At 73.8% G+C, this 24,784-nt stretch carries 27 protein-coding genes; 13 read left to right on the top strand and 14 right to left on the bottom strand.

Annotated features, from left to right (window positions below):
- Positions 1-29 precede the first annotated feature (29 nt).
- The 3 genes from GKC29_RS29045 to GKC29_RS29035 form a co-directional block, all read right to left on the bottom strand.
- Complete coding sequence (locus GKC29_RS29045; RefSeq protein WP_155333843.1) at positions 30-350, bottom strand: GYD domain-containing protein; 321 nt, start codon at positions 348-350, stop codon at positions 30-32.
- A gap of 370 nt (positions 351-720) precedes the next feature.
- Entirely contained in the window at positions 721-1,089 is a 369-nt protein-coding gene (locus GKC29_RS29040; protein WP_155333842.1) for a DUF4180 domain-containing protein, read from the bottom strand.
- Positions 1,082-1,519: a helix-turn-helix domain-containing protein gene (locus GKC29_RS29035; protein WP_230688851.1), complete on the bottom strand. Its 438-nt coding sequence runs from the start codon at positions 1,517-1,519 to the stop codon at positions 1,082-1,084. The genes GKC29_RS29040 and GKC29_RS29035 overlap by 8 nt, the downstream gene beginning before the upstream one ends.
- 162 nt (positions 1,520-1,681) lie before the next feature.
- On the opposite strand from GKC29_RS29035, the gene GKC29_RS29030 reads away from it, so the two are divergent.
- Both GKC29_RS29030 and GKC29_RS29025 read left to right on the top strand, forming a co-directional pair.
- Entirely contained in the window at positions 1,682-2,362 is a 681-nt protein-coding gene (locus GKC29_RS29030; RefSeq protein WP_155333841.1) for a hypothetical protein, read from the top strand.
- A 346-nt stretch (positions 2,363-2,708) separates the two neighbouring features.
- A complete protein-coding gene (locus GKC29_RS29025) occupies positions 2,709-6,101 on the top strand; it encodes an AAA family ATPase (protein WP_155333840.1) in 3,393 nt (1,130 codons plus the stop codon).
- Positions 6,102-6,228: 127 nt separating this feature from the next.
- Here the strand turns inward: GKC29_RS29025 and GKC29_RS29020 are convergent, their stop codons facing one another.
- Genes GKC29_RS29020 through GKC29_RS29010 form a run of 3 tightly spaced genes read right to left on the bottom strand, consistent with a single transcriptional unit; the run spans position 6,229 to position 8,676 of the window.
- Positions 6,229-7,086, bottom strand: coding sequence for an ABC transporter permease (locus GKC29_RS29020; protein WP_155333839.1), 858 nt, complete (start codon positions 7,084-7,086; stop codon positions 6,229-6,231).
- Positions 7,083-8,096: an ATP-binding cassette domain-containing protein gene (locus GKC29_RS29015; RefSeq protein WP_155333838.1), complete on the bottom strand. Its 1,014-nt coding sequence runs from the start codon at positions 8,094-8,096 to the stop codon at positions 7,083-7,085. Before GKC29_RS29015 ends, GKC29_RS29020 begins: the two co-directional genes overlap by 4 nt.
- Positions 8,097-8,121: 25 nt before the next feature.
- On the bottom strand, positions 8,122-8,676 hold the full coding sequence (locus GKC29_RS29010; protein WP_155333837.1) for an NADPH-dependent FMN reductase: 555 nt from the start codon (positions 8,674-8,676) through the stop codon (positions 8,122-8,124).
- A gap of 102 nt (positions 8,677-8,778) precedes the next feature.
- On the opposite strand from GKC29_RS29010, the gene GKC29_RS29005 reads away from it, so the two are divergent.
- Positions 8,779-9,336 (top strand): GNAT family N-acetyltransferase, encoded by a 558-nt coding sequence (locus GKC29_RS29005; protein ID WP_155334389.1) that lies wholly within the window; start codon positions 8,779-8,781, stop codon positions 9,334-9,336.
- On the opposite strand, the gene GKC29_RS29000 is transcribed toward GKC29_RS29005, so the two are convergent.
- Both GKC29_RS29000 and GKC29_RS28995 read right to left on the bottom strand, forming a co-directional pair.
- Positions 9,321-10,172, bottom strand: a complete 852-nt coding sequence (locus GKC29_RS29000) for an aldo/keto reductase (RefSeq protein WP_155333836.1) — start codon at positions 10,170-10,172, stop codon at positions 9,321-9,323. The genes GKC29_RS29005 and GKC29_RS29000 overlap by 16 nt on opposite strands.
- A 168-nt stretch (positions 10,173-10,340) precedes the next feature.
- Positions 10,341-10,877 carry a DUF1697 domain-containing protein gene (locus GKC29_RS28995; protein ID WP_155334388.1) on the bottom strand — a complete coding sequence of 179 codons (537 nt, stop codon included), beginning with the start codon at positions 10,875-10,877 and terminating at the stop codon, positions 10,341-10,343.
- A gap of 211 nt (positions 10,878-11,088) precedes the next feature.
- Between GKC29_RS28995 and GKC29_RS28990 the strand changes: the two genes are divergently transcribed.
- The 5 genes from GKC29_RS28990 to GKC29_RS28970 are packed head-to-tail and all read left to right on the top strand — an operon-like array spanning position 11,089 to position 15,005.
- Complete coding sequence (locus GKC29_RS28990; RefSeq protein ID WP_155333835.1) at positions 11,089-12,735, top strand: AAA family ATPase; 1,647 nt, start codon at positions 11,089-11,091, stop codon at positions 12,733-12,735.
- 31 nt (positions 12,736-12,766) lie between these two features.
- On the top strand, positions 12,767-13,222 hold the full coding sequence (locus GKC29_RS28985; protein ID WP_155333834.1) for a hypothetical protein: 456 nt from the start codon (positions 12,767-12,769) through the stop codon (positions 13,220-13,222).
- A complete protein-coding gene (locus GKC29_RS28980) occupies positions 13,219-13,431 on the top strand; it encodes a DUF2997 domain-containing protein (RefSeq protein ID WP_155333833.1) in 213 nt (70 codons plus the stop codon). The genes GKC29_RS28985 and GKC29_RS28980 overlap by 4 nt, the downstream gene beginning before the upstream one ends.
- Positions 13,415-14,320, top strand: a complete 906-nt coding sequence (locus GKC29_RS28975; RefSeq protein WP_196255766.1) for a helix-hairpin-helix domain-containing protein — start codon at positions 13,415-13,417, stop codon at positions 14,318-14,320. The genes GKC29_RS28980 and GKC29_RS28975 overlap by 17 nt, the downstream gene beginning before the upstream one ends.
- Complete coding sequence (locus tag GKC29_RS28970) at positions 14,313-15,005, top strand: 4Fe-4S single cluster domain-containing protein (RefSeq protein ID WP_155333831.1); 693 nt, start codon at positions 14,313-14,315, stop codon at positions 15,003-15,005. The genes GKC29_RS28975 and GKC29_RS28970 overlap by 8 nt, the downstream gene beginning before the upstream one ends.
- Positions 15,006-15,083: 78 nt before the next feature.
- Here the strand turns inward: GKC29_RS28970 and GKC29_RS28965 are convergent, their stop codons facing one another.
- The 4 genes from GKC29_RS28965 to GKC29_RS28950 all read right to left on the bottom strand — a co-directional run bounded on the left by GKC29_RS28965 (position 15,084) and on the right by GKC29_RS28950 (position 19,025).
- Positions 15,084-16,526, bottom strand: coding sequence for an amino acid permease (locus tag GKC29_RS28965; protein ID WP_155333830.1), 1,443 nt, complete (start codon positions 16,524-16,526; stop codon positions 15,084-15,086).
- Between the two features lie 86 nt (positions 16,527-16,612).
- Complete coding sequence (locus GKC29_RS28960; protein ID WP_155333829.1) at positions 16,613-17,335, bottom strand: hypothetical protein; 723 nt, start codon at positions 17,333-17,335, stop codon at positions 16,613-16,615.
- Positions 17,332-18,129, bottom strand: a complete 798-nt coding sequence (locus GKC29_RS28955) for an ABC transporter permease (protein WP_155333828.1) — start codon at positions 18,127-18,129, stop codon at positions 17,332-17,334. Before GKC29_RS28955 ends, GKC29_RS28960 begins: the two co-directional genes overlap by 4 nt.
- Complete coding sequence (locus tag GKC29_RS28950; protein ID WP_155333827.1) at positions 18,126-19,025, bottom strand: ABC transporter ATP-binding protein; 900 nt, start codon at positions 19,023-19,025, stop codon at positions 18,126-18,128. Before GKC29_RS28950 ends, GKC29_RS28955 begins: the two co-directional genes overlap by 4 nt.
- Positions 19,026-19,156: 131 nt before the next feature.
- Here GKC29_RS28950 and GKC29_RS28945 point away from each other — a divergent pair, with 131 nt between their 5' ends.
- From GKC29_RS28945 to GKC29_RS28935, 3 genes are all read left to right on the top strand, one after another.
- Positions 19,157-20,404: a sensor histidine kinase gene (locus GKC29_RS28945; RefSeq protein ID WP_155333826.1), complete on the top strand. Its 1,248-nt coding sequence runs from the start codon at positions 19,157-19,159 to the stop codon at positions 20,402-20,404.
- Positions 20,383-21,099, top strand: a complete 717-nt coding sequence (locus GKC29_RS28940; RefSeq protein WP_370463289.1) for a response regulator — start codon at positions 20,383-20,385, stop codon at positions 21,097-21,099. Before GKC29_RS28945 ends, GKC29_RS28940 begins: the two co-directional genes overlap by 22 nt.
- A 112-nt stretch (positions 21,100-21,211) precedes the next feature.
- Positions 21,212-21,721, top strand: a complete 510-nt coding sequence (locus GKC29_RS28935; protein ID WP_155333824.1) for a hypothetical protein — start codon at positions 21,212-21,214, stop codon at positions 21,719-21,721.
- Between the two features lie 97 nt (positions 21,722-21,818).
- Here the strand turns inward: GKC29_RS28935 and GKC29_RS30395 are convergent, their stop codons facing one another.
- Positions 21,819-22,595: a D-Ala-D-Ala carboxypeptidase family metallohydrolase gene (locus GKC29_RS30395; RefSeq protein WP_155333823.1), complete on the bottom strand. Its 777-nt coding sequence runs from the start codon at positions 22,593-22,595 to the stop codon at positions 21,819-21,821.
- A gap of 296 nt (positions 22,596-22,891) precedes the next feature.
- On the opposite strand from GKC29_RS30395, the gene GKC29_RS28925 reads away from it, so the two are divergent.
- Both GKC29_RS28925 and GKC29_RS28920 read left to right on the top strand, forming a co-directional pair.
- On the top strand, positions 22,892-23,539 hold the full coding sequence (locus GKC29_RS28925) for a hypothetical protein (protein ID WP_155333822.1): 648 nt from the start codon (positions 22,892-22,894) through the stop codon (positions 23,537-23,539).
- Positions 23,540-23,633: 94 nt separating this feature from the next.
- Positions 23,634-24,098: a PPOX class F420-dependent oxidoreductase gene (locus GKC29_RS28920; protein WP_155333821.1), complete on the top strand. Its 465-nt coding sequence runs from the start codon at positions 23,634-23,636 to the stop codon at positions 24,096-24,098.
- Here GKC29_RS28920 and GKC29_RS28915 read toward each other — a convergent pair whose 3' ends face one another.
- Positions 24,099-24,740, bottom strand: a complete 642-nt coding sequence (locus GKC29_RS28915) for an NAD(P)-dependent oxidoreductase (RefSeq protein WP_155333820.1) — start codon at positions 24,738-24,740, stop codon at positions 24,099-24,101.
- Between the last annotated feature and the right edge of the window lie 44 nt (positions 24,741-24,784).

The raw sequence follows: 24,784 nt of genomic DNA, 5'->3' as shown, positions 1-24,784 counted from the left end.
TGGTCGCGGCCGAAGCAGGACCGGCGCGATCAGATGCCCGGGGGTGTGTACTCGACCTTCTCCCGGGTCGCCTCGTCGACCTCCTGCGGCGTCAGCACCGGCGTGACCCGGGTGTCCAGGCCGCCCGCCGCCCGGATGTCGATCGCCAGTCCGGCGGCGGTCTTGTGGTCCGGCAGGTCACACACCACGTACGTGTCGTCCGCGCCGAACCCGAAGTACATCGACTCCATCGTCCCGCCGACGTTCTCGACCATCGTGCGTACGACGTCGGCACGCTTGGTGCCGCCGTCCTTGCTCAGGCCCTTCATCCCGTCGACCGTGTAGGTCGACCTCAGCAGGAACTTCGCCATCTCGGCACCTCCCCAGACGCTGCGGCAGCCGGGCTCAGCCCGTACCCTGCCGTTGGACGCGCTCGCGGCCCTCGACCTTCGCGCGGCCCTGGTCCCGCTCGCTGCCGGAGCTTCCGGTCGCCGTGCGCAGGTGCCGGGCCTTCGGCGAATGCTCGACCGGAGAACCCTGGTGTCCGCGTGCCCCGCTGCCGGGATGACGGCGCCCGCGCGCCGACTCGCCGCCGGGATCATGCTTGTTCGGCTTGTGGCTACCCATGGGCCGCGCGTACCCGGTACGGCGGCCACTACGCCTCCCGTCGATGAGCCGATCGCGACGGGGATGGCCCGATATCCCGTTCCAGGGCGGCGGTGTGGCGCGGCGCGCGGGGTGTCAGGCCGCCTCGCGCAGCCGCTCGTCCAGCGCGTCGAGGTCGGGCACGAACCAGACGTGCCCGCCCTGGTTCGACTCGTGGACGAGGGCCCGCAACGCCGACGATTCCGCCAGGTACGCCGAGATGTCGCCGACGATCGCGAGCCGCAGCCGGTAGTTCACGAACTTCTGCATGATCTCGCCGGCGAACCGGGTGCCCAGCGAGAAGAAGCGCGCGTCGAGCCGGCTCGCCGGCACGGCCACCACCTGCGCGCCGAGGAACGCCGACCCGATGAGGTCGAGCGCGTCCTGCTCGGTGGCGATCACCGGCCCGGCCGGGTCGAGCACCAGCACCGGTACGCCGGCCCGCTGCTGGAAGTCGTCAGTCACGGCCGAGCACCCCGTCCAACACGGAGTCGACCAGGCGCAGCAGGTCCGCGGTGGCGGTCGGGTCGCCGAGGATCACGAGGGTCATCCGGTTCCGTTCGTCGTCGTACATGGTCTGGAGCCGCAGCGGGGGGCCCGGGTCGTGGCGGGTGGCCGCCCCCGCCTGGACGAGGGTGCCGAGCCGGTCGGCGGCGCCCCGGTCGACGCCGTCGATGCGGACGATGCTGGACACCTCCACCGGCCCGGCGGGCGGCACCGGGGCGGCCGGTGCGGCGGAATCGGTCAGCGCGGCCAGGTCGCGGGCGGCGATCCGGTACTGCTTGCCGATCCGCGCCGCCCGCAGTTGTCCGGACCGGATGTAGCCGCGCACCGTCCGCACGTGCAGGCCGAGCCGCTCCGCCACCTGCTCGACCGAGTACATTTCTTCCGTCATCGTTCCCTAAGCGTAGCCGATAGGGAAGGTTGGAGAATGATGAGGGTGGAGCTGTGGGGTGGACGGTCAGGCTGACCGCCGGTGTGCCGAGTCCGGGGTGACCGGCCCGAGCGGGGCGGCGCGGCGAAGCGCGGACGGCTACTGTGGCGGACCGTGACTCCGATGACACTGCGTCGCGCCGGCCGCGCCGGACTGGTGCTCCTCGCCCTCACCGCCTTCGTGCAGTTCCTCCTGCCGTGGTTCGCCGGCGACGACGGCGAGGTGGTCATCGGCCTCGACCTGACGTACGTGGAGGCCGAGTTGCCGGAGCCGGCCAACCCGTTGACGCAGTACTTCCTCGAGGTGGCGCCGCTGCCGGCGTACGTGGCACTGCTGCTCGCCGGCACCGTGGCGGCGCGGCGGCGCTGGGCCCGGATCGTGGCGGTGGTCGTGGTCGTGCTGGCGGCGGCGCTGGCCGTGGTGGCGGCAGTCGGCCTGCTGTCCGCCGTGGAGGACTACTGGGAGCCGTACGAGGCGGTTCGGTACCAGATCTACGCGGTCGTGACCGGCGGGCTGGCCGTGCTGCTACTGGCGGGTGCCGGCGTGCTCGCGGCCGGGCTGCGGCGCGCGTACGACGGTCTCGTCGCCGGGTTGCTCGTCGCCTTCGCCGCGTTCCAGATGGTCGGGGTCGGGCTGCTCGCCGGGGAGGGAGTGGGTGCCTCGATGACGGCCGTGCCGTGGCTGGCCGGCGCCGCGTACCTCGCCGCCGCCGTCTGCGCGGTCCTGGCGGCGGTCGGCTCCGCGTCCGGGGACCGGACCGACGACGCCGCACCCGCGCCGCCACCGCCGCTGGTCCGGGCCTGACGCCGCGGCGGCGACCCGATCATCGCCCCTTCGGGGCCTCCGCGCCCTCCAGCAGCCGGCCCAGGCCGGTGACGCCGGGGCCGATCCGCTTGACCTGGCTGTCGAAGAGCAGGTGGATCGTGCCCTCGGCATCCATCGCGAGGCTGGCGTGGCCGTCGTACTCCTCGCCCAGCGGGTAGCACTCGCCGGCCGCGGCCAGGCTGTCGAACCATGTCTTCCGGCCGCGTCACAGCGCCTCCCTGAGGTCGAAATCGTTCCGCCACTGTTGCAGCGGAGGTCGTGTGCGCCGTGGTCGGGGGAAAGTCCGGCGCGCCGTGTCGGTGGCTTCGACTACCGTGCGGAGGTCATGGAGCCGCGGCGCGTCGAGGCCATCATCGGGCGGGAGCACCCCGCGGGCCTGCTGCGCGCGGAGCTCGACCGGGCCCTCGCCAGCCACGGCGGTCTCGTCCTGGTGACCGGGGAGCCGGGCATCGGCAAGACCACGCTGGTCACCGCGCTGGCCGAGGAGGCCCGCCAGCGCGGCGCGCTGGTGCTCGGCGCCGCCTGCTGGGATTCCGACAGCGCCCCCGGCCACTGGCCCTGGGTCCAGGTCGTCCGGGGCCTGCGCCGCTCGGCGGACGACTGGGCGGTCGCCCGGGCCGCCGCCGAGCCCGGCCTCGCCGCCCTGCTCGGCGAGACGCCGGCGGTGCGGGGCGACGGGGCGGATTCGTCGGCGGCGGGCGGGACCGGGACGGCCGCCTCCGGCGCGGACGGCGGGGACGAGGAGGCGTTCGCCCTCTACGACGCGGTGACGACCGCGCTGGTCGCCGTCTCGCAGCGCCGGCCGGTCGTGGTCGTCCTCGACGACCTGCACTGGGCCGACCCGGCCTCGATGCGGCTGCTGGCGTTCGCCGCCCAGCACACGTGGTTCGAGCGGCTGCTGCTCATCGGCACGTACCGCGACGCCGAGGTCGAGGCGGCCGACCACCCGCTGCGCCCGCTGCTGATGCCGCTGGTGACGAAGGCGACCACGGTCACGCTCGACGGCCTCAGCCGGGACGAGGTCGGGGCGCTCATGACGCGGACGGCCGGCCGGGAGCCGGACGCCGCCCTCCTCGACGAGGTGCACCGGCGCACCGGCGGCAACCCGTTCTTCGTCGAGCAGACCGCGCGGCTCTGGCGGGTCGATGGCGCGGTCGACCTGATCGCCCCGGGTGTCCGCGAGGCCGTGCGTCGCCGGCTCGCCCAGCTTCCCGACGTGGTGGTCGACGCGCTCACCGTCGCCGCCGTACTGGGGCGGCAGTTCCACCGGTCCGTCCTCGCCGCCTGCGCGGGCACCCCGGCGGCCCAGGTCGACCGCCTCCTCGACCGTGCCGTGACGGCCCGGCTCGTGGTCGCCCGCGGCGGCGGGCGGTTCGCGTTCGCCCACGACCTGGTGCGGGAGACGCTCTACGACGGGCTGGACGAGGCCGAGCGCCGGGACCGGCACGCGGCGGTCGTCCGGGCCGTCGACCGCGAGCCGGCGCTCACCGAGCGGCTCATCCCCGCCGACCTGGCCCGCCACGCCTGGCTCGGCGCCGGGCTGCTCGACCCGTCCCGGGTCGCCGACCTGCTCGTCGCCGCCGCGCGGGACGCCAGCGGGCGGATGGCCCTGGAGGAGTCGACCGTCCACTACCGCCGGGCCCTGGAGATCGTCGGGGACCCGCCCCGCCGGGTCCGGATCCTGACCGAGCTGGGGGAGCAGCTGTCGCACTCCGGCGGCCGGGAGGAGGCGCGACGGCTCCTCGCCGAGGCGGCGGAACTGGCCCTCGAGATCGACGACCCCGCGCTGCTCGCCCGCGCCGCGCTCACCGTTTACCGGCACGGCTGGACGCCCGTCGGGCAGGTGGTCGAGACGGACGCGCTGCTGCGTGAGGCGTACCGGCGGCTCATCGGCGAGCCCGACGACACCCTGCCGGCGGCCACGGTGGTGACCGACCTGATCACCGCCACCGAGACGCTCGCCCGCCGCGGCCGGGACGACGAGGCGCTCACCTTCAGCCTCTGGGCCCGACACCACACCACCTGGGGCCTCGGCAGCGCCGCCGACCGCGCCACGATCACCGCCGAGATCCGCGAGGTCGCCCGCCGCAGCGGCGACCGCGAGACCGAGATGTGGGCGACCAGCCTGCGCTGGGTGGCGCTGCTCGAGCTCGGGGATCCCCGCTACACACAGGAGCACGCCGCGTTCGTCGCGGCGGGCCGCGGGTCCGACGTCGACCGGCACCGGATGGCCGGTGCCATCGACGGCGGCATCATCGCCGCCTGCCGGGGCGACTTCGCCCGGGCCGACGCCCTCTTCGGCGAGCTGGTCGGGTTCGGCGAGTGGGACCAGTCCGAGCACGGCTACCTCGTGCACCACCTACGCTGGTCGCTGCTGCTGCTCCAGGGCCGGTACGACGAGATCGACACGCTGCTGCACGGGCTCGACCCGACCGACCACACCTACCTGGAACTGGTCCGCGGCATCACCGCCGCCGAACGCGGCGACGTGGCGACCGCCGTCCGCCTGGTCACCGAGATCGAGGCCGCCGGCGCCCCGTACCCCCGGCCCGTCTCGCCGCTGTGGCTGCGCCTGCGTGCCCAGGTCGCCGCCCGCACCGGCGACGCGCGGCGCTGCGCCGAGGCGCGGGAGGCGCTGGAACCGTACCGGGGGCAATGGCTCGCGGCCCTGTTCGGATGCGACGTCAGCGGGCCCGTCGACCACTGGCTCGCGCTCGTCGACCTGGCTCAGCAGCGGTGGGACGACGCGGTCGCCGGCTTCGGCGCCGCCCGCGAATCAGCCGACCGGATGGGCGCCCGGCCCTGGTCGCTGCTCGCCCGCGCCGGTCTGGTCGTCGCGCTGACCGGGCGTGACAAGCCCGGTGACGCGAGCGCCGCCGCCGAGCTGCGCGCCGAGACGGTACGCGAAGCCGCCGCGCTCGGCATGGCCCAGGTGCTCCAACGCCTCGGCGAGACACCGGCGTCCACACCCGGGTCCGGACCGTCGACCACCGAGCCGGCCGTCCCGGAGCCCGGCTCGTCGACAACACCGGCAGAACCGGGCTCGCCGAGGGCGGGCGCGCGGGGATGTTCCGCCATGGCGACGATGATCGGGCCGGACTGGATGGCGCCGCTGCCGTGGTCGCCCCCCGGCGCAACGCCGCCCGTGCCGCAGGACCGCCCGCCGACGGAGGTCCACGAGTTCCGGCGCGACGGTGACGTGTGGCGGCTGGTCTACGGCGGCGTGGTGGCGCATCTTCCGGACGCCAAGGGGCTTCAGGATCTGCACCTGCTGCTCAGCCGTCCCGGTGTGGACGTCGCCGCGGTCGAGTTGCTCGACCCGGCTGCCGGGCCCGACCTGGTAGCCGCGCACCGGCTCGGTGCAGACCCGGTCCTGGACGACGAGGCCAAGGCCCGCTACCGGCGCCACCTGGAGCGGCTCGACGACGAGATCGACCGGGCCGCCGCCCGTGGCGACGAGCGCAAGGTCGCCGCCCTCGACGCCGAGCGTGCCGCCCTGCTCGACGAGTTGCGGGCGGCGGCGGGCCTGGCGGGACGCACCCGGCGCCTGGGTGACCAGGCCGAACGCGCCCGCAAGGCGGTCACCGCCCGGATCCGCGACACGCTCCGTCGCCTCGATGACCGGCATCCGGCCCTCGCGGCGCACCTGCGCGAGACGGTCTCCACCGGCGGCTCCTGCCGCTACCTCCCGCCCGACCCCCCGCGCTGGCACCTGTAACACCCGTGAACCACGAGATCTTGGAAGGAAACGGCCCTCCCGAGGGCCGTTTCCTTCCAAGATCTCGGGAAGCACGCCGCCGGGCGGGCGCCGCCACGAAGGTGGCGGCGCCCGCACCGGTCCGCGGTCAGCGGCGGTTGTAGCGGTACATGGTCAGGGTGCCGAAGACGGCCACGAAACCGGCGCTCCACAGCAGCAGCCACATCGTGTTCGTCGCGTCCGGCGAGCCGGCCATCACCCCGCGGACCGCGGCCACCAGGTGCGTGATCGGGTTGACCTTGACGAACGCCTGGAGCCAGCCGGGCATCGTGGCCGGCTCGACGAAGACGTTGCTGAGGAAGGTCAGCGGGAACAGCACCATCATGCTGACCCCCATCACCGACTTCTCGCTGCGCAGGACCAGGCCGAAGAACGTCCAGACCCAGGAGAACGCGAACGAGAAGACCACCAGCAGGCCGATCCCGGCGACCACACCGAGCACGCCGCCGTCGGGGCGGAAGCCCAGGACGAGGCCGACGCCGAGGATCACCACGGCGGCGAGGACGTAGCGCAGCACGTCGCCGAAGATCATCCCGACCAGGGCGGCCGGCCGCCACACCGGGAGCGTACGGATGCGGTCGAAGACGCCCTTCTCGATGTCGTTGTTGAGACCGAGACCCGTGTACATGGTGATCATGACGACGCTGGTCACCATGATGCCGGGCAGGAAGAACTGCAGGTAGGCACGGGGGCTGTCGGCGAGGGCGCCGCCGAACAGGTACGTGAACATCAGCACCATGATGATCGGGAACGCGGTCACGTCGAACAGCTGCTCGGGGACGTGCTTGATCTTCAGCAGCGCCCGCCAGCCGAACGTCAGCGACGCCGACAGCGCGCCCGGCCTCGGCGGTCGCTCGCCGGGCGCGAGGACCGTGGCCAGCGCCTCGGTCGACGGGACGTAGACGGACGGGGCCCGCCCGGTCGTGGTGGTGGCGGTGTCGCTCATCGGGCTGCCTCCAGCTGCTCGTCCCGCTCGTCCGTCGGGGTCGCGGGGTGGTCGGTCAGGGCCAGGAAGACCTCGTCCAGGCTCGGCTGGCCGAGGGAGAAGTCGTCGACGACGATGCCGGCGCGGGCCAGGTCGGCCAGAGCGCGGGCGGCCTGCTCGCTCGCCGCCAGGTCGGAGCCCTCGCCGCCGACGCGGGCGGTGAGCGCGACCGGGTCCGGCTCCAGCTGCACCGGGACGCCGAGCGCCGCGTGCAGCACCTTCTCGGCCTCGGGCCGCTGCCCGGCGTCGCGCAGGCGCAGGTGGACGGTGCCGGAGCCGACGGACGACTTCAGCTCGCCCGGGGTGCCCTCCGCGATCACCCGGCCGTGGTCGACCACCGCGATGCGGCCGGCGAGCTGGTCGGCCTCGTCCAGGTACTGCGTGGTCAGCAGCACCGTGGTGCCGTGCGCCACGACCGCGCGGACGATCTCCCACACCTGGTTGCGGCTGCGCGGGTCCAGCCCGGTCGTCGGCTCGTCGAGGAAGAGCAGATCCGGCGTGTTGAGGATGCTGGCGGCGATGTCGAGGCGCCGGCGCATGCCACCGGAGTACTTCTTCACCTGCCGACCCGCGGCCTCGGTCAACCCGAACGCGGCCAGCAGGCTCTCCGCCCGATCGCGGGCGGCCGGCTTGCGCAGCCCGAGCAGGCGGCCCAGGAGCACCAGATTCTCCATGCCGGTCAGGTCCTCGTCGACCGAGGCGTACTGGCCGGTCAGGCTGACCCGGGAGCGGACCGCGTCGGCCTGGTCGACCACGTCGTGGCCGAAGACCCGGGCCCGACCACCGTCGGGACGCAGCAGGGTGGCCAGCACCCGGACGGCGGTGGTCTTGCCCGCACCGTTCGGGCCGAGCAGGCCGTAGACGGTGCCCGCCGGGACCTGCAGGTCGAGGCCGTCGAGCGCCCGGGTCGACCCGAACGCCTTGCGGAGGCCCTCGGCCTCCACGGCCGGGCCGGTGGTGCGCGTACTCATGATCTCTACCTCTCTTCGGGGAACTTCAGGAGACGTACGGGCGGGCTGCCCGGGCGTCCCGCAGTGCCAGGCCCCACCAGGCGAGCTGGTCGAGCAGGACCGCGGCGTCCCGGCTCAGCCGGTCCTCGGCGAGCGGGGTGGGCCCGCCGCAGAGCAGGTCGACGCCGACGACGTCCCGGACGGTCATGGCGTGCAGCGCGGTGAAGACCGTGCGGAGCTGGTCGACCGCGTGCAGACCCAGGGAACCGCACCCGTACGACACGAAACCGACGGGCTTCGCCTGCCACTCGTCGTACGCGTAGTCGATCGCCTGTTTCAACGACGCCGGAAAGCTGTGGTTGTACTCGGGGGTGACCACGACGAACGCCGCCGCGCGGCCCACCTCACCGGCGAAGGAGCGCATCGCCGGCGTCGCCTCGGCGGGCCAGGTGGCCGGGAAGTCGTAGTCGGCGAGGTCGAGGACGGAGACGGTGAGCTGGGCGCGCCGCCGGGCCTGCGCGACGAACCAGCGCGCGACCTCCTCGCCGGCCCGCCCCTCCCGCGTGCTGCCGATGATCACGGTGAGCCGCAGCGGCGTCATGACTCCACCTCCTCTCACCGGGAGGGCGCCAGACGGTCCGCCAGATCCGATCTGGCGGACCGGACCGTCGGTGGCGGGTGGTCCACTGGACGCGTGAGCGACATGCGCATCATCCCCTGGCAGGCGGACGACCTCGACCTGCTGCGGCAGCTGAACGCCCCGGAGATCCGGCGGCACACCGGGGGGCCGGAGACCGACGAGCAGGTGGTGGCCCGCAACGCACGGTACGCCGGGTTCGGCGCCACCGGCGGCGGCTGCATGTACACGATCGCGCTGCCCGACGGGACGAAGGTGGGCAGCGTCGGGTACTGGGAACGCGAGTGGCGCGGCGAGCAGGTCTACGAGATGGGGTGGGCGGTGCTGTCCGCGTACCAGGGGCGGGGGCTGGCCTCGGCCGCGGTGCGCGCGGTGCTCGACGTGGCCCGCGCCCGGCGGACCCGGCGGCACGCGCACGCCTACCCGTCGGTGGACAACCCGGCCTCCAACGCCGTGTGCCGGCGGGCCGGGTTCGTGCTGCTCGGGGCGACGGACTTCGAGTACCGGCCGGGCCACACCATGCGCGTCAACGACTGGCGGGCCGACCTGGGCGACCAGCACCGGGTCCGCCCGGCCGGCGCGGGTCGCGCCGGTCGCCGGACGGCAGGTCAGGCCGGCACGTAGTCGAACGTGTCCGGGTTGGGGCCCTGCCGGCCCGCCTCCCCCCGGTCGAGCCCGGTGAGCCGCTCCATCGTCGCGTCGTCCAGCTCGAAGTCGAAGATCCGGAAGTTCTCCTCGATCCGGGAGGGCGTGGTCGACTTCGGGAAGACGACGTCGCCGCGCTGCACGTGCCAGCGCAGCACGACCTGCGCCGGCGTACGCCCCACCTGCGCGGCGATTTCGCTCACGGTCGGGTCGTCGAGCACCTTCCCCTGCGCGATCGGCGACCACGCCTCGGTCACGATGCCGTGCCCGTGGTCGTACCCGCGCACCTCCTCGTTACCGAAGTACGGGTGCACCTCGACCTGGTTCACCGCCGGCACCGTGCCGGTCTCGGCGGCGAGCCGCTCCAGGTGCGCGACCTGGAAGTTCGACACCCCGATCGAGCGGGCCCGGCCGTCGCGCCGGAACTCCTCCAGCGTCCTCCACGTCGACACGTAGTCGCCGTCGTAAAGGGTGGGCAGCGGCCAGTGGATGAGGAAGAGATCGATGTAGTCCATCTTCAGAGCGGCGAGCGTGGAGTCGAAGGCCCGCCGCGCGACGTCCGGCCGGTGGAAGCCGTTGTTGAGCTTGCTCGTGACGAAGACCTCGCGGCGGTCCAGCCCCGACTCGCGGACCGCCTGGCCCACCTCGGCCTCGTTGCCGTACATCTCGGCGGTGTCGATGTGCCGGTAGCCGACGTCCAGGGCGGTGCGCACCGCCCGCACGGTGTCCGTCGGGGCGATCTGGAACACCCCGAAGCCGAGCTGCGGGATGGTGTTGCCGTCGTTCAAGCTGATGTTCGGGATCGGGTAGGCCATTCGTGCCGCATACCCGCCGAACGTGCCCGGCTCACCGGCACCGGCCGGAGAACCGGGCGACATCTCAGGTCAGGTCGGCCGGTATCAGGTGCCGGGCGAGGTCCTCGTCGGGCCGGTAGCCGCTCGCACTGTGGATCCACCCGCCGGTCGTCACCCCTGGCCGAACCGTTACGCCGCCAGCTCGGCGAGCGTGCGCACCGACCGCCAGTTCCGGGTGGTCGCGACGACGCCGAGCTTCTTCTCCAGGTACGTGTTGGTGAACTTCGACCGGCCGTAGCCGCCGTCCGGGTAGTGCAGGAACACCTCCCGCCCGGTGACCGTGAACGCCACGGTCTCGCCGCCCGGCACGGTGAGCCCGGCCACCGCCGACGTCGCCGGCGTGGCGGCGAGGAAGGCCACCAGCAGCCGCGTCGGGTCGTCCTCCCGGTCGGCGTACGGGTTGCCGCCGGCCACCGCCGCCATCTCCCGGCCGCTGCGGACCAGCACCGGCACGGTGAGCTTCAGCTCGTCGGCGAGCGCCCGCTCGATGCCGCGGGCCAGGGCGTCGGCGTCGCGGACGGTGCTGCCGAAGACCACGTTGCCGCTCTGGAGGTAGGTCTGCACGTCCTGGTGACCGAGGTCGGCGACGAGGCGGCGCAGATCCGCCATCGCGAGGCGGACGCCGCCGACGTTGACCCCGCGCAGCAGGCCCACCCAACGGGTCATCGACACCGCCCCCTCCGCTCGCCACGCAGCCTAACGCCGGCATCCGACAGTCACCCGTGGCACGCTCCTCCGCAGTTGGAGCGACCGAACAGTGGCCCCGCCGCCGGACGTTCGGTGGCGACCATCGGCCATTCGGCAGCCTGCGTTCTGATCTTGTCGACTGCTAGAGTCCGCGCTGGTCGGATGCGCTCTGCGGGGGGAGGAACCGACGGTGGCGACGGCGTTCCGAGACGCACTGGCACAGATGCTCAAGGCCCGCTTCCCGATTCTCTACGTCGAGTCGTCCGAGGAGCAGCGGGTCATCGCCGAGGTCAGCGCCGTGGCGCGGGACGCCGCCCTGGTCCGTACGCCTCGCGCCGTCTGGACCTGGTCGCTGACCACCGGGCTCGTGCAGCCCGACGGCACCGCCCGAAAGGGCACCACCGAAGCCGAGGACGCCCTCGACGCCGCGCTCCGGGTCGACCAGCCGAGCGTCCTGATCTTCAAGGACCTGCACCCGGCCCATGGTGGTGGCGACCGGCCGGGCAGTCCCGCGGTGGTCCGCCGGCTGCGGGACCTGGTGGCGGCGTTCAAGTCCGGCCCGGTGCCGCGCACCCTCGTCCTGGTCTCGCCCGTGCTGCACATCCCGGCCGACCTGGAGAAGGACGTGACGATCGTCGACTTTCCGCTGCCCACCGAGGCGGAGATCCGGCAGGTACTGGACGGAATCATCGCCGCCAACTCCGCCAGCGGCCGGATCCGGATGGCGCTGGACGACCGCGGCCGGGAACGGTTCGCGAAGGCGGCGCTCGGGCTCACCCTGCACGAAGCGGAGAACGCCTTCGCCCGCGCCATGGTGAACGACGGGGTGCTCGACGCCCGCGACCTCGACGTGGTGCACGAGGAGAAGCGGCAGACCGTCCGCAAGTCGGGGCTGCTGGAGTTCGTCGACGCCGCGGTCGACCTCGGCGACGTCGGCGGGCTGGAGAACCTGAAGCGGTGGCTGGCCAAGCGGGACGGGTCCTGGCTGGCCGAGGCGGCGGCGTACGGGCTGCCCGCGCCCCGGGGCGTCCTGATCACCGGCGTGCCGGGCTGCGGCAAGTCGCTGACCGCGAAGGCGATCGCCGCGGCGTGGGGCCTGCCGCTGCTACGGCTGGACGTCGGCCGCGTCTTCGCCGGGCTCGTCGGATCCAGCGAGCAGAACATGCGCACCGCCATCCGGACGGCCGAGGCGACCGCACCCTGCGTGCTCTGGGTGGATGAGATCGAGAAGGGCTTCTCCGGTAGCGCCTCCGGCGACTCTGGCACCTCCGCCCGGGTCTTCGGTTCCTTCCTGACCTGGATGCAGGAGAAGACCCGCCCCGTCTTCGTCATCGCGACCGCCAACGACATCGAGGCGCTTCCTCCGGAACTGCTCCGCAAGGGACGCTTCGACGAGATCTTCTTCGTGGACCTGCCGACCCGCGTGGAGCGGGCGTCGATCTGGCGGGTCCACCTCGCCCGGCGGCTGCGCAACCCGGCCGTGGCCGGCGAACTCGCCCTCGACGACGCGCTGCTCGCCGAACTCGCCGGGTTCAGCGAGGGCTACTCCGGGGCCGAGATCGAACAGGCCGTCGTCGCCGGGCTCTTCGACGCGTTCTCCGAACGCCGCCCGCTGCGCCGCGACGACCTGGTCCGGGCCCTGGCCAGCATGGTCCCGCTCAGCGTCACCCAGGCCGAGCGGATCGACGCCGTACGCTCCTGGGCCGACACCCGCGCCGTCGCCGCCACCGCCGCGGAGGACTGGGATCTCGGCGGCCGTCCCGGCGCCACGGGTGCGGCAGCCCGTCCCGGCGCGCCCCCGCAGCGGCGGCAGGGCGGGCGGGCGGTCGAGTTCTAGGGTGTGCGTCAACGACGGGAAGAGGGACCGGATGAGCGTCTCACTGATACTGCTGCCACTGGCCATCGCCGCCGTGGCCGCGACACACGGTGCGACCGCCGGGCGGGACGCCGACGGTCGCGTCGTCTGTCAGGTGCGGACACGGATGCGGGACGAGACCCTGCTCGCGGCCGCGCTGCACGACACCGCGGCCGTGGTCACGACCGAGCCGGACGTGATCATCGCGGACTGGGCGGGCGTACGGGCGAGTTTCCAGCGCGGCGCGGACGGCATCTGGTCGGCGCACTTCACCGGCGAGGCCGACGAGCAGCGGGCCGTCGAGATCGTGCGGGCCGTCGACGCGGCCTACGGGCGGCAGGTACAGCGCGCGGTGCTGGCGCGGCTGCGCGACCAGGCCCCGGCAGCCGGCCTCCGCCTCGAGTCCGAGCAGGTCACGGAGGACGCGAGCGTCCGCCTCGTGTTCGCGGTCGAGGGCAGGACGTCGTGAGCGGACAGCCGCGGATCGTCGTGACCGTCACCAGCGAGGGCGTGGTCAGCGCGGAGACCCGGGACGTGCTCGGCGACGGCTGCCTGGACTACGTCACCGTGCTGGAGGACCTGCTGGCGGCCCGGACGGTGCAGAGCGCCTACACCGCCGACCACACCCGCGCGACCGTGCTGGAGCACCAGGAGGAACATGATGTCGAGCGCGCCTGACCCGGGATGGCCGCATCCGCCCGCCGGGCCTCCGGCCGCGAGCCTGAGTTGGCGGGTCCTGCACAGTTGGTGGCTGCTGCTGCCCATCCTCGGCCTCAGCTGCCTCGGCGGCTTCGGATTCCTCTACGTGGGGCTCCGCGCCCGGCGCCCGGCGTGGTGGATCTCCGGCATCGTCTACACCCTGGTGGGGTGGGCGGCCTTCCTCGTCAGCGGCGAATTCGAGCAGGGCAGCACCGGCAACAACTGGGCCATCGGTACGGCGATCGCGGTCTGGGCGGCCACCATCCTGCACGGTGCGCTGATCAACTCCGCGTGGCTGCGCTGGCGTGCCGGCTACCGCCCCTGGTACGCGCAGTCGGCCGCCGCGGCGCCGTGGTCCGGTGGCGCCTACCCGCCGGGCCCGCTCGCCCCGCCGCCCGGCGGTCCCGGCCACCCGGTTGCCGCACCGGCCGGCCCGTACCCGCCGACGTATCCGCCCGCGGCACCGGCGTACGCCCCGGGCTCGCCGGCCTTTCCACCCACGGCGCCGGCGTTCCCGCCGCCGTCGCCCGAGCCGACGATGGCGACGCAGCCGCCCGGCGGCTACGTCAACCCCGGCCCGGTCGCCGCGCCGGTGCCGAGCCAGGCGGCGCGGCCCGGCGGGCCGGTCGACGTCAACACCGCTCGGATGGAGGAGTTCGCGGCGCTGCCGGGCTTCGACCCGCAGCGGGCCCGGCACGTGCTGGACGAACGGCACCGGCGGGGCGGATTCGGCAGCCTGGCCGAGTTCGCCGCCACCGCCAACCTGGCTCCCCACGAGTACGCGCGGCTGCGGGATGTCCTGGTCTGTGCCCCGCCCACCCCGCCCGGCCCCGGCCCGTCGCCGCACGGGCGCGTCCTGGATGTCTGACGGCGGGCCGGCACCCCGGCCGGCCACCGGTGTGGAGACGGTGGCGGTGGCCCGCTTCCTCGCCGCAACCCGGGCCGAGGGCCCCGGTGAGCGGACCGCCGTCTGGGTGCAGGGCTGCACCGTCCGTTGCCCCGGGTGCTTCAACCCGCACATGTGGAGCTTCCGGGGCGGGCAGCGGATCGGCCCCGCCGACCTCGCCCGCCGGGTGCTGGACGCGGGGACCGAGGGACTGACGCTGCTGGGCGGCGAGCCGTTCGACCAGGCGGGCCCGCTGGCGACGGTCGCCGCCGCGGTACGGGCCGCCGGCCGCTCGGTGATGACCTTCACCGGCTACCCGTACGCCGGCCTGCGGCGCGCGGTCGACGCCGGGCGGGACGACGTGGCCGCCCTGCTCGACCAGACCGACCTGCTCGTGGCCGGGCCGTTCGAGCAGGACCGGCTCGACACCACCCGACCCTGGGTGGGCTCGACGAACCAGGAGTTCCTGCTGCTCAACGATCGCTTCCCGAGGTTGCTCGACGAGCTGGCGCAGACCCCCGACCGGGTCGAGGTCACCGTGGACGCCGCCGGGCGGATCGCGGTCAACGGCTGGGCCGACGTGGACGCCCTCGACGAGCTGCTGGCGTCGGTGGGCCGTCCGCAGCCACGCCCGCTGGTGGCGGACGGGACCGGCGCGCACGGCTAGCGTGCCGGGAAGACTGCCGCACACCTCGCCGGACTGTCCGCGGCCTTCGCCCGCGCCGGCGGCCCGTACACACCGCCCCTACCGGGCCGAGCCGGTGGGGCCGGAGGATTCGTCGCGGCCGGCCAGCTTCGAGCGGCGGTAGCCGTAGAAGGCGTAGATCAGGACGCCGATCAGGAACCACACCGCGAACCGCAGCCACGTCTCCGGGGCGAGGAAGGTGATCAGCCAGACCGAGAAGATCGCACCCAGCGCCGGCACCACCGGCATGCCCGGGAGGCGGAAGGTGCGCGGGGCGTCTGGCCGGCGGTAGCGCAGCACGATCACCGCGATGCAGACCACCACGAAGGCGAGCAGGATGCCGATGTTGGTCAGCTCGGCCGCCTCCCGGATCGGCAGGAAGCCGGCGATCAGCGCCGACCCGACGCCGACGATCCAGGTGACCCGGCTCGGCACGCGGCGCACCGGGTGCAGCTTGGCGAACCAGGCCGGCAGCAGACCGTCCCGGCTCATCGAGAACCACACCCGGGTGACCCCGAGCATGAAGGTGAACATCACGGTCAGGATGCCGATGATCGCGCCGGCCGCGATGACGGACGCCAGGCCGGAGAGACCGACCGAGGCGAATGCCGAGGAGAAGCCGCTCTCCGAGTCGATCTGGGTGTAGTTCTGCATGCCGGTCAGCACCAGGGTCGCCAGCACGTAGAGCACCATCGACAGGGCCAGCGAGTAGATGATCGCCCTCGGCAGGTGGCGACGCGCGTCCCTCGACTCCTCGGCGGCGGTGCTCATCGCGTCGTACCCGAAGACGGCGAAGAAGACGGTGGCCGCACCCGTGATCGCCCCGCCGACACCGAACGGGAAGAACGGCGAGTAGTTCTCGGTCTTGACGTAGAAGAAACCGACCACGATGACCAGCAGCACCACCGCGACCTTCAGCCCGACGACGAGCGTCTCGAACCGGGCGGCCGTCTTGATGCCCTGGTTGAGCAGGTACGCGATGAACAGGCAGAGGAGCACCGCGAACAGGTCGACCACGTGACCGTCGCCGGTGCCCGGCGCGCCGAGCATCCAGGCGGGCAGTTCCAGCCCCAGCTCGCCGACGAGGAAGGCGAAGTAACCGGAGATGCCGATCGCCACCACCGCCACGATGGCCGTGTACTCCAGCAGCAGGTCCCAGCCGATGAACCAGCCCACGGCCTCGCCGAGCACCGCGTACCCGTAGGTGTAGGCCGAGCCGGCCTTCGGGATCATGCCGGCGAACTCGGCGTACGACAGGGCCGCCGCGGCGCTCGCCAGGCCGGCGATCAGGAACGAGACCAGCACCGCAGGCCCGGCGGTCTCCCTCGCCACCGCACCGGCCAGGGCGAAGATGCCCGCGCCGATGATGCCCCCCACGCCGATGGAGGTGAGCTGCCAGAGCCCGAGTGACCGCGACAGCTGCTCCTCGCTGGTGTCGGCGATCTCCTCGACCGGCTTGCGGCGGAAGATGCCGCTGCCCGTGACGCGTCCCGCGGAGGTCATCGTCGTCCCCCTTCTCCGATCCCGGGTACGGACAGCGTGGTCCGGCCGCAGGGTCACCGCAACGCTACCGTCCGGAACGGTTCGGCTCAGGAGAAGTCGCGTCCCTGCTCCGGCGCCGGCCGGGTGAGCCGCCAGTACTGCCGTCGCCCGTCGTCGCGGACGACGACTCCGGAGCGGGCCAGCTCGCCCCGCAACTCCCGGGCCTCCCCGTCCCGGCTGGCGTCGAGCGCCCCCTGCCGGGCCCGCAGCAACGCGTCCGCCTCCGCCGGCAGGCCGGGCAGCCCCGGCACCCACCGCCGGTACGCGTCCCGGTGCGGGTCCGCGTCCCGCCACGGCCAGCCGTGGGACCGGAACGCCTCCGCGAGCCGCCCGGCCGGCAGGTCGGACCGTTCCCGCGCCAGCTCGCCCTCGTCCGGGCCGAGCAGTACCAGCGCCTTCCCGTCGACGAACACGGCGCGGGTGTCCCGCCGGGCCACCTCCCGGGCGGGGCCACCGGGCCGGCGTAGCCGGACCCGCTCCCGGCCGACGGCGACGGCGAGCCGCTCGGCGGTGGCGATGCCCGCCACCACCAACCCGGCGAGCGTCCCGAGCGCCACGCCGCCGGCCGTCGCGTACGCGTCGGGCAGTCGGGCGGCCAGTTCGAACAGCCCCTGGACCGGCACCCAGGCCTGCCCGGCGAGCCAGTCGGAGGCGGCGGCGAGCGCCGCGCCCGCCGCCGCCCCGACCAGCGGGAAGCCGCCCCAGAACAGCACCAGCTCCGCCCGGCCGCCGTCGACGACGGTGGGGCCGTCGAGACCGTGCACCGTCACGCCGCCTCGCGCCGCAGGGTCCGAACCAGGCCGGCCGCCAGGGGTACGACCATCCACACCAGCAGCGACACCGCCAGCCGGGCCCACTGACCGGCGGTGACGTCGGGAGTGAACAGCGGCTCCATCGTGCGGGCGGTGTCCAGCCAGCCCGCCGGTTCCCGCAGCGGCCGGATCAGCCCGCCGAGCACCGACCAGAGCGTCGGCAGCAGCAGGAAGGTCACGATCGCCAGCGGCGTGTTGAGCAGCAGCAGGCCGAAGCCGGCACCCATCAGCACGTTCGCGACCTGGAGGACGGCGGCGTGCAGGATCAGGGAACCCTCGATCCGCCAGGTTCCGGCGCCGCCGGTCGCCCCCGCGACGGCGGTGCCGACGGCGGCGGTGGCCAGGCTCGTCAGCAGCGAGGCGAGCGCCGCCAGCACCACGGCCGACAGCTTCGCGGCGATGACGCGTTCGCGGCGGGGCACCAGGGCGAACGTGGTCAGCGCGGTGCGCTGCGACCACTCGGCGGTGATGGACAGGATGCCGAGCACCGGCAGCAGCAGGCCCACCGGCAGCAGCGACGAGGTGAAGAACCCGACGAAGGTCTGCTCGGCGTCCGGAGCCCAGATCAGCTGCGCGGCGACCAGCGCGGCGGTGAGCAGTCCGATCGTGACGAGCAGCCAGAGCCCGGCCCGGGTGTCGGCGAGTTTGCGCAGCTCCACACCGGTGAGCCGGAGCAGGGACGGCCCGGGTACGTCCCGGTGGGCGCGCGGGCTGGTGGTCTCTTCGCCGGGTGCGGTGGCGGTGCTGGTCATCGGACGGCCTCCCGGGTCGTCTGGTCGGCGGTGAGGGTGAGGAAGAGCTGCTCCAGGCCGCCCCCGTCGGCGGGACGCAGCTCGGTGAGCGGTACGCCGCCGTCGGCGGCGGCCTGGCCGACCGCCTCGGCGGGGGCGGGCACCAGCAGCGCCCCGTCGGTGCCGGTGGTCGCCGCCAGGCCGGCCGCGTCCAGCGCGCGGCGCAGGGCGGCCGTGTCCCGGGCCCGGACCACCGTCCGGTCACCGGCCAGCAACTCGTCCTTGCCGCCCTGGGCCACGATCCGGCCGCCCCCGATCACGACCAGCCGGTCCGCGACGGCCTCCACCTCGCGCAGCAGGTGGGAGGAGAGCAGCACGGTGCCGCCCCGGTCGGCGAAGTCGCGCAGCAGGCCGCGCATCCAGAAGATCCCCTCCGGGTCCAGGCCGTTGGCCGGCTCGTCGAGGATCAGCACCCGGGGGTCGCCCAGCAGCGCGTGCGCGAGGCCGAGCCGCTGCCGCATCCCCAACGAGTACGCCCGCACCCGGCGCTTCGCGGCCGTGCCGTCCAGCCCGACCAGGTCGAGCTTCGCCACCACCTCGCGCCGGTCCACCCCCATCGTGGCGGCGGCGACGGCCAGGGCCTCCCGCCCGGTGCGGCCGGCGTGCTGCGCCGACGCGTCGAGCAGCACCCCGACCTCCCGGCCTGGGTTGGGCAGCTGCCGGTACGGCCGCCCGCTCACCGTGGCCGCGCCGGCGCTGGGCGGGGTGAGGCCGCAGATCATGCGCATGGTGGTGGACTTGCCGGCCCCGTTCGGCCCCAGGAACCCGGTCACGGTGCCGGGCTCGCAGCGGAACGACACGTCGTCGACGGCGGTGTGCCGCCCGTACCGTTTGGTGAGGTGTTCCACGGTGATCATGCGGTCCAGGCTGCCCGCGCCGACCGGTGGTCCGCAGCGGCCGGCGGTCGCCGCCGGGTCGACCAAGGTCGCCTCCGGACGTCGACTTCGGTAGCTGGTCGAGTGCTCCGACGGCTGCCTAGGCTGGTGGGGTGACCAGCGCCGTCGTACCGGATCATCCCTGGCTGCTGCCGGGCTCGCTGGCCACCGGGGAGCGGGCCGGCCGTGCCCCCCGCCGCACCACCCGGGACTGGGTGGTCGACGTCCTCGCGTTCCTGCTCTCCCTCGTCTGGGTGCTCTGGGCCACCGCGGACGCGACCCTGCCCGACCCGGAGTTCGCCGCGCCGCTGGAGCAGCGCTGGCTGATCCCGGTCGACGCGGTCATCGGTCTCGTCTGCTGCGGCCTGCTCTGGGTGCGCCGTCGCTGGCCGCTCGGGCTCGCCGTCGCCACGCTGCCGTTGACGGCGTTCTCGATGGCGGCGGCGATCCCGCTGCTGATCATCTATTTCACGGTGATCGTGCACCGCCGTACGGCCGTCGCGCTGGCGGTCACCGCCGGCGGACTGGTGACCAACTTCGTCTTCACCTACCTGCGTCCGGATTCCGACCTGTCCTACTGGGCGACCACCGCGTGGGGGGTCGCCATCTCGGCCATCGTGCTGGCGTGGGGGATGTTCGTCCGGGCGCGGCGGCAGTTGGTCGTCTCGCTGCGGGAGCGCGTCGAGCGGGCCGAGGCGGAGCAGCAGCTACGGGTGGCGCAGGCCCGGCAACTGGAGCGCACCCGCATCGCCCGGGAGATGCACGACGTGCTCGCGCACCGGATCTCCCTGCTCAGCCTGCACGCCGGGGCGTTGGAGTTCCGGCCGGACGCCCCGCCGGACGAGGTGGCGCGGGCCGCCGGGGTGATCCGCGCCAGCGCGCACGCGGCGCTCCAGGACCTGCGGGAGGTGATCGGTGTGCTGCGGGCCGAGGGGCCGGCCGCCGAGGGCCCGGAGCGGCCCCAGCCGACCCTGGCCGACCTGCCCGCGCTGATCGAGGAGTCCCGGACGGCGGGGGTACGGGTCGACACCGTCGACCGGGTGACCGCGCCGGACCGGGTGCCGGCGGCGGTCGGCCGCAGCGCGTACCGGATCGTGCAGGAGGGGCTGACCAACGCACGCAGGCACGCCGCCGGTGCCGCGGTCGCCGTCGAGCTGGCCGGCGCGCCGGGGGAGGGGCTGGCCGTGGAGGTCCGCAACCGCTGGCCGGTCGGCGGGGTCGACGCCCCGGACCTGCCCGGCACCGGCACCGGCCTGGTCGGCATCGCGGAGCGGGTCAGCCTGGCCGGCGGCCGGCTGGAGTACGGGCGGGACGACGCCGGGGACTTCCGGCTCGCCGCGTGGCTGCCGTGGCCGGCGTGACGCCTCCGCCGGAAGCGACGCCGACGGCGTCCCCGGAACGTCCGGTACGCGTCCTGATCGTCGACGACGACCCGCTGGTCCGGGCCGCCCTGACGATGATCATCAGTGGTGCGCCGGGGTTGACCGTGGTGGGCGAGGCCGCCGACGGCACCGAGGTCCCGGCGGCCGTCGCCGCGTACGCGCCGGACGTCGTGCTGATGGACATCCGGATGCCCCGGCTCGACGGGTTGGCCGCGACCGAGGCGCTGCGGGCCGCGCCCGCCCCGCCCGAGGTGCTGGTGCTGACCACGTTCGACGCAGACGAGCAGGTGCTGCGGGCGCTGCGGGCCGGGGCGGGTGGCTTCCTGCTCAAGGACACTCCGCCGGCCGAGATCGTGCGGGCCGTCCACCGGGTGGCGGCGGGTGAGGCGACGCTCTCTCCGACGGTGACCCGCCAGCTCATCGCGCACGTGACCGGCCTCGGCGGCGCGGACCCGCGCCGGGAGCGGGCGCGCCGGCAGCTCGCCACGCTCAGCGAACGGGAACGGGAGGTCGCCGTCGCCCTCGGCCGGGGCCGCAGCAACGCCGAGATCGCGGCGGAGCTGTTCATGAGCGTGGCGACGGTCAAGGCGTACGTGTCGCGGCTGCTGGTGAAGCTGGACCTCAACAACCGGGTGCAGGTGGCCCTCCTGGTCCACGACGCCGGCCTCGTCTAGGCTGCTGGCCGCGTACCGGGATTGAACCTTCCGGGGGTGGGCGACGTACTCCCGGCCGAGGATGTGGTGCGGCGCTCAGCCGCCCCGCTACCCAAGCTGCGGGAGGCCTACCGTGCGAGTTGGTGAGCAGTCGACGGATCCCATCGATCAGGTACTGGGCGAGGTGCCGGTCCCGGTGCCGCTGACCCCCGAGGACGTCCGGCTCGCGGTCCGGGCGGTGGTCGTGCACGCGGCGGAGGAGTGGCCGTCGGGGCCGCTGTGCCGCAACGACGGTGCGACCTATCCGTGCCGGTTGCACCGCTGGGGCCGGCGGGTGCTGTTGACACACGGTCTCAACGAGCGCCAGGTCGACGCGCTGGTGCGGCACGGCAACCCGTTCGTGCACGTGCCGTTCCCGTTCACCGTGAACGGGCCCGCGCCGGTGCGCACGTCGGTGCCGGCCCGTCCCGGGGCCGCCGTGCCGCCCCGGACACCGGCCGCTGTGCCGGCGCGTCCCGCGTACCCGGTGCGTGGCCAGGCGGCCGCCCGGGTGGTCGCGCCCGGCGCGCGGCCCGCGGTCCGACCTGCCGGCCATGGCCGCACGAGCCCGGCGGCCACGCCGCGCTGGCCCCGGGCGAGCTGAGCGGAGGTACGCCCGCGAGGCTCGGGGCGCACGACGCCGGCCCGGTCGGGGGGATTTCCCCACCCCTGACCGGGCCGGCGTCGTCGTGGTGCGGTCGTCAGCGGACCCCGCAGTCGGGGGCCGACCAGCTGGTGGTGTTGGCGGTGTCGTCCCGGTTGTTCTCGCGCCGGGAGTCCACGTGCACGTGGTCGCCGTGGTCCGGCGCGCCGGGGCCGAGGATGCCGCTGAAGCCGCGGTTGCGGGCGTCGCGGGCCACGTCGCACAGCGACCGGCTGCGGGACACCACGTCGGCGGCGTTGCCGTAGAGGTGCTGGCTGTCCCGCGCCCCGCCGACCTGGTCGTTGCACGCCCGGCTGCGGAAGCCGCTGGTGACGTAGAGCGGCTGGTCGCCGAGGCTGTGGCGCATCGCCTCCAGCTTCCACATCGTGCGCAGGGCGTTCCCCCGCGTCTCCGCCGGGGAGAGCGGGCCGCCGGTCCAGCCACCCCGGCCGCAGCCGTCGTCCATCTCGCTCCAGCTGAAGTGGCGGGGTGTGCAGTCGTTGTCCTGCAGCTCGTAGATCTTGCCGTAGGTCTGCGGCCCGGCCACACCGTCGACCCGCAGCCCGTACGCGGCCTGGAACCGCCGGACCGCCGCGGCGGTCTTCGGGCCGTACCGGCCGTCGAGTTCCACGATGTCGCGGTTGCCGGCCCAGCCGGCGACGCGGAGCTGCAACTGGCGGACGTCGTCGCCGGATCTTCCCTGGTAGAGGTTGCGTGTCCAGGTGTAGCAGCCGTCCGCGTGGGCGGCCGGGGCGGCGACCACGGTGGCGATCGCGGCTCCGGGCAGCGCCAGAGCGAGGGCGACCACGGCCCGTTTCAGGGTCTTCGTGCGCACAGAAGTCCTCCCGGTAGGAAGAGCGAATGGAGTAGGACATCGACCGGGACGTCCCGTGATTTCCACCCTGACACTGATCGGTCAGTTAGGAGGGGATAAACGAGAATCGTCCTCAGATTCTGTGCTTCCTGAGTCCTGGCTGAGAATGCGACGATTTGCGAATTGCCCATTCCGTCTTGACCCGCTCAACGGCATGGGAACGGGCACGGAAGGTCGCGTCCCGCCACACCCTGGGTGATGTCTCCGCCGTCAGGAGAGCCGGTAACGTCAGCGTCCGGGTGAGGGGAGGTGGGCCCGTGGCGCGCGGTGGGGTCTTCTGTGTCGAGGGTCAGTGGCACCGCGATCTCAACGAGCGTGGCTCGGTCCTGCCCACCCTGGAGCTGCTGGAGCGCCTCGGGAAGATCCGGTTTATCCACAAGGACGCGGCGACGAGGGACGAGCTGTTCTACTTCGTCGACCGCTGGCTGCTCAAGCAGTACGCCGACTACCGCGTCGGGTTCTTCGCGATGCACGGCGAGCCGAGCCGGCTCTGCCTCACCGACTGGGAATCGGTGGCCCTGGCCGACGTGGCCGACCTGATGGCCGGCCGTTGCGAGGGCCGGCGGCTCTACTTCGGCAGCTGTTCGGTGCTGCGCGCCTCCGACGCCGTGCTCCGCGACTTCCTGCACACCACGGGAGCGGCGCTGATCTGCGGTTTCACCCGGGAAGTCGACTGGGTCGAATCGGCCGCGTTCGAAACCGTGCTGCTCGACGTGCTCGCCAACGGGCAGCGGCACAACGCCGCCGAACTGCGAATGGGCTCGGCGCACTGGGCGCCGCTCGCGTCGTACCTCGGCTTCCGGGTGATCTACGCCAACGGCCGAGCGTGGCGACCGCCGGTCCGGCCCCGCGTCCCCGCCCAGCCCGCCGGCGCGTCCCGCGTCGCCGTCCCGCCCGAGGCGTGATCAACGCGAGGTGCGGACGGTCGCGGCGCCTCCTGCCGGCACACCCGACATCCTGGAACCGGAGTCGGTCCCGCAAGCCTGGTAGAAACGAGCGGTGGCACGAAGCATCGCGACGAACACCCGGGTCGACCGCGCCGAGCTGATCGAGTTCCTCCGGCCCCGGCACAGGGTCCTCCTCATGACCACCCGCGCCGACGGGCGGCCCCAGTCGTCCCCGGTCTCCGCCGGTGTCGACGCCGAGGGACGCCTGGTCGTCTCGACCTACCCCGAGCGGGCCAAGGTCACCAACATCCGCCGTGACCCCCGGGTCTCCGCCTGCGTGCTCTCCGACGACTGGAACGGCCCGTGGGCGCAGGTCGACGGCACCGCCGAGGTGCTGGACCTGCCGGACGCGCTGGAGCCGCTGGTCGGGTACTACCGCAGCATCTCCGGCGAGCACCCGGACTGGGCCGAGTACCGGGCGGCGATGGTGCGCCAGGGCAAGTCGCTGATCCGGGTGAGGATCGACTCGTGGGGTCCGATCGCCACCGGCGGCTTCCCCGCCCGCCTCGCCGACTGATCAGTACGCGGCGGTGAAGCGGGAGTTCTCGTGGCGCGGGTTCTCGATCTCGTCCACGATCACCACCGCCATGTCCTGGTAGCTGAGCACCGAGCGGCCCTCGTGGTCGGTCACCGGGTGGTCGTCGCCGGTGCGGTACCGCCCGGTCCGCTCGCCCGGATGGAACTCCAGCGGCGGCGGGGAGACATAGGTCCAGCTCACGCCGTCGGCGGAGGAGCGGTAGAAGTCCAAGGCCTCGGCCTGGCCGATCGCCGCGTCGCGATACTCCTCGGGGAAGTCCGGCTCGTCGAGGATCCGGGTGCCCTTCCGGGTGAGCAGGGTGGCACCGCCGCCCAGGTGGATGATCCGAGGCGTGGCCGGCATCTCGCGCAGCGTGCCGACCAGCGTCCGGGCCGCGTTCAGCCAGAGACCGCGCTGGTCACCGCCGATCGCGACCACCAACGCGTCCGCCTCCGGCGCCAGTTCCCGTACGCTGCGCTCGCTGGTCGCGTCCCCGGTGACGACCTGGACGCCCGCCGGCAGGTACGACGTGGCCTCCGGCCGGCGTACCGCGGCGGTGACCCGGTGCCCCCGGTTGAACGCCTCGGTGGTGATCCGGGAACCCGCGGTCCCGCCCGCCCCGAACACGACGATGTTGCTCACGCCCCCAGGCTAGGGACGGCGCGGCCCCGCCGCCGGGGAACGCG

The sequence above is a fragment of the Micromonospora sp. WMMC415 genome (genome assembly GCF_009707425.1).
GTDB lineage: Bacteria > Actinomycetota > Actinomycetes > Mycobacteriales > Micromonosporaceae > Micromonospora.
The sequence above is the reverse complement of the archived record's forward strand: the minus strand, read 5'-3'. Positions and strand labels throughout refer to the sequence as shown.

What these genes read in the sequence shown, in the direction of transcription:
- GKC29_RS29045 (WP_155333843.1), bottom strand. Translation starts at nt 350, where the DNA reads ATGGCGAAGTTCCTGCTGAGGTCGACCTACACGGTCGACGGGATGAAG.
- GKC29_RS29035 (WP_230688851.1), bottom strand. Translation starts at nt 1,519, where the DNA reads ATGACGGAAGAAATGTACTCGGTCGAGCAGGTGGCGGAGCGGCTCGGC.
- GKC29_RS29030 (WP_155333841.1), top strand. Translation starts at nt 1,682, where the DNA reads ATGACACTGCGTCGCGCCGGCCGCGCCGGACTGGTGCTCCTCGCCCTC.
- GKC29_RS29025 (WP_155333840.1), top strand. Translation starts at nt 2,709, where the DNA reads ATGGAGCCGCGGCGCGTCGAGGCCATCATCGGGCGGGAGCACCCCGCG.
- GKC29_RS29020 (WP_155333839.1), bottom strand. Translation starts at nt 7,086, where the DNA reads ATGAGCGACACCGCCACCACCACGACCGGGCGGGCCCCGTCCGTCTAC.
- GKC29_RS29015 (WP_155333838.1), bottom strand. Translation starts at nt 8,096, where the DNA reads ATGAGTACGCGCACCACCGGCCCGGCCGTGGAGGCCGAGGGCCTCCGC.
- GKC29_RS29010 (WP_155333837.1), bottom strand. Translation starts at nt 8,676, where the DNA reads ATGACGCCGCTGCGGCTCACCGTGATCATCGGCAGCACGCGGGAGGGG.
- GKC29_RS29005 (WP_155334389.1), top strand. Translation starts at nt 8,779, where the DNA reads ATGCGCATCATCCCCTGGCAGGCGGACGACCTCGACCTGCTGCGGCAG.
- GKC29_RS29000 (WP_155333836.1), bottom strand. Translation starts at nt 10,172, where the DNA reads ATGGCCTACCCGATCCCGAACATCAGCTTGAACGACGGCAACACCATC.
- GKC29_RS28995 (WP_155334388.1), bottom strand. Translation starts at nt 10,877, where the DNA reads ATGACCCGTTGGGTGGGCCTGCTGCGCGGGGTCAACGTCGGCGGCGTC.
- GKC29_RS28985 (WP_155333834.1), top strand. Translation starts at nt 12,767, where the DNA reads ATGAGCGTCTCACTGATACTGCTGCCACTGGCCATCGCCGCCGTGGCC.
- GKC29_RS28975 (WP_196255766.1), top strand. Translation starts at nt 13,415, where the DNA reads ATGTCGAGCGCGCCTGACCCGGGATGGCCGCATCCGCCCGCCGGGCCT.
- GKC29_RS28970 (WP_155333831.1), top strand. Translation starts at nt 14,313, where the DNA reads ATGTCTGACGGCGGGCCGGCACCCCGGCCGGCCACCGGTGTGGAGACG.
- GKC29_RS28965 (WP_155333830.1), bottom strand. Translation starts at nt 16,526, where the DNA reads ATGACCTCCGCGGGACGCGTCACGGGCAGCGGCATCTTCCGCCGCAAG.
- GKC29_RS28955 (WP_155333828.1), bottom strand. Translation starts at nt 18,129, where the DNA reads ATGACCAGCACCGCCACCGCACCCGGCGAAGAGACCACCAGCCCGCGC.
- GKC29_RS28950 (WP_155333827.1), bottom strand. Translation starts at nt 19,025, where the DNA reads ATGATCACCGTGGAACACCTCACCAAACGGTACGGGCGGCACACCGCC.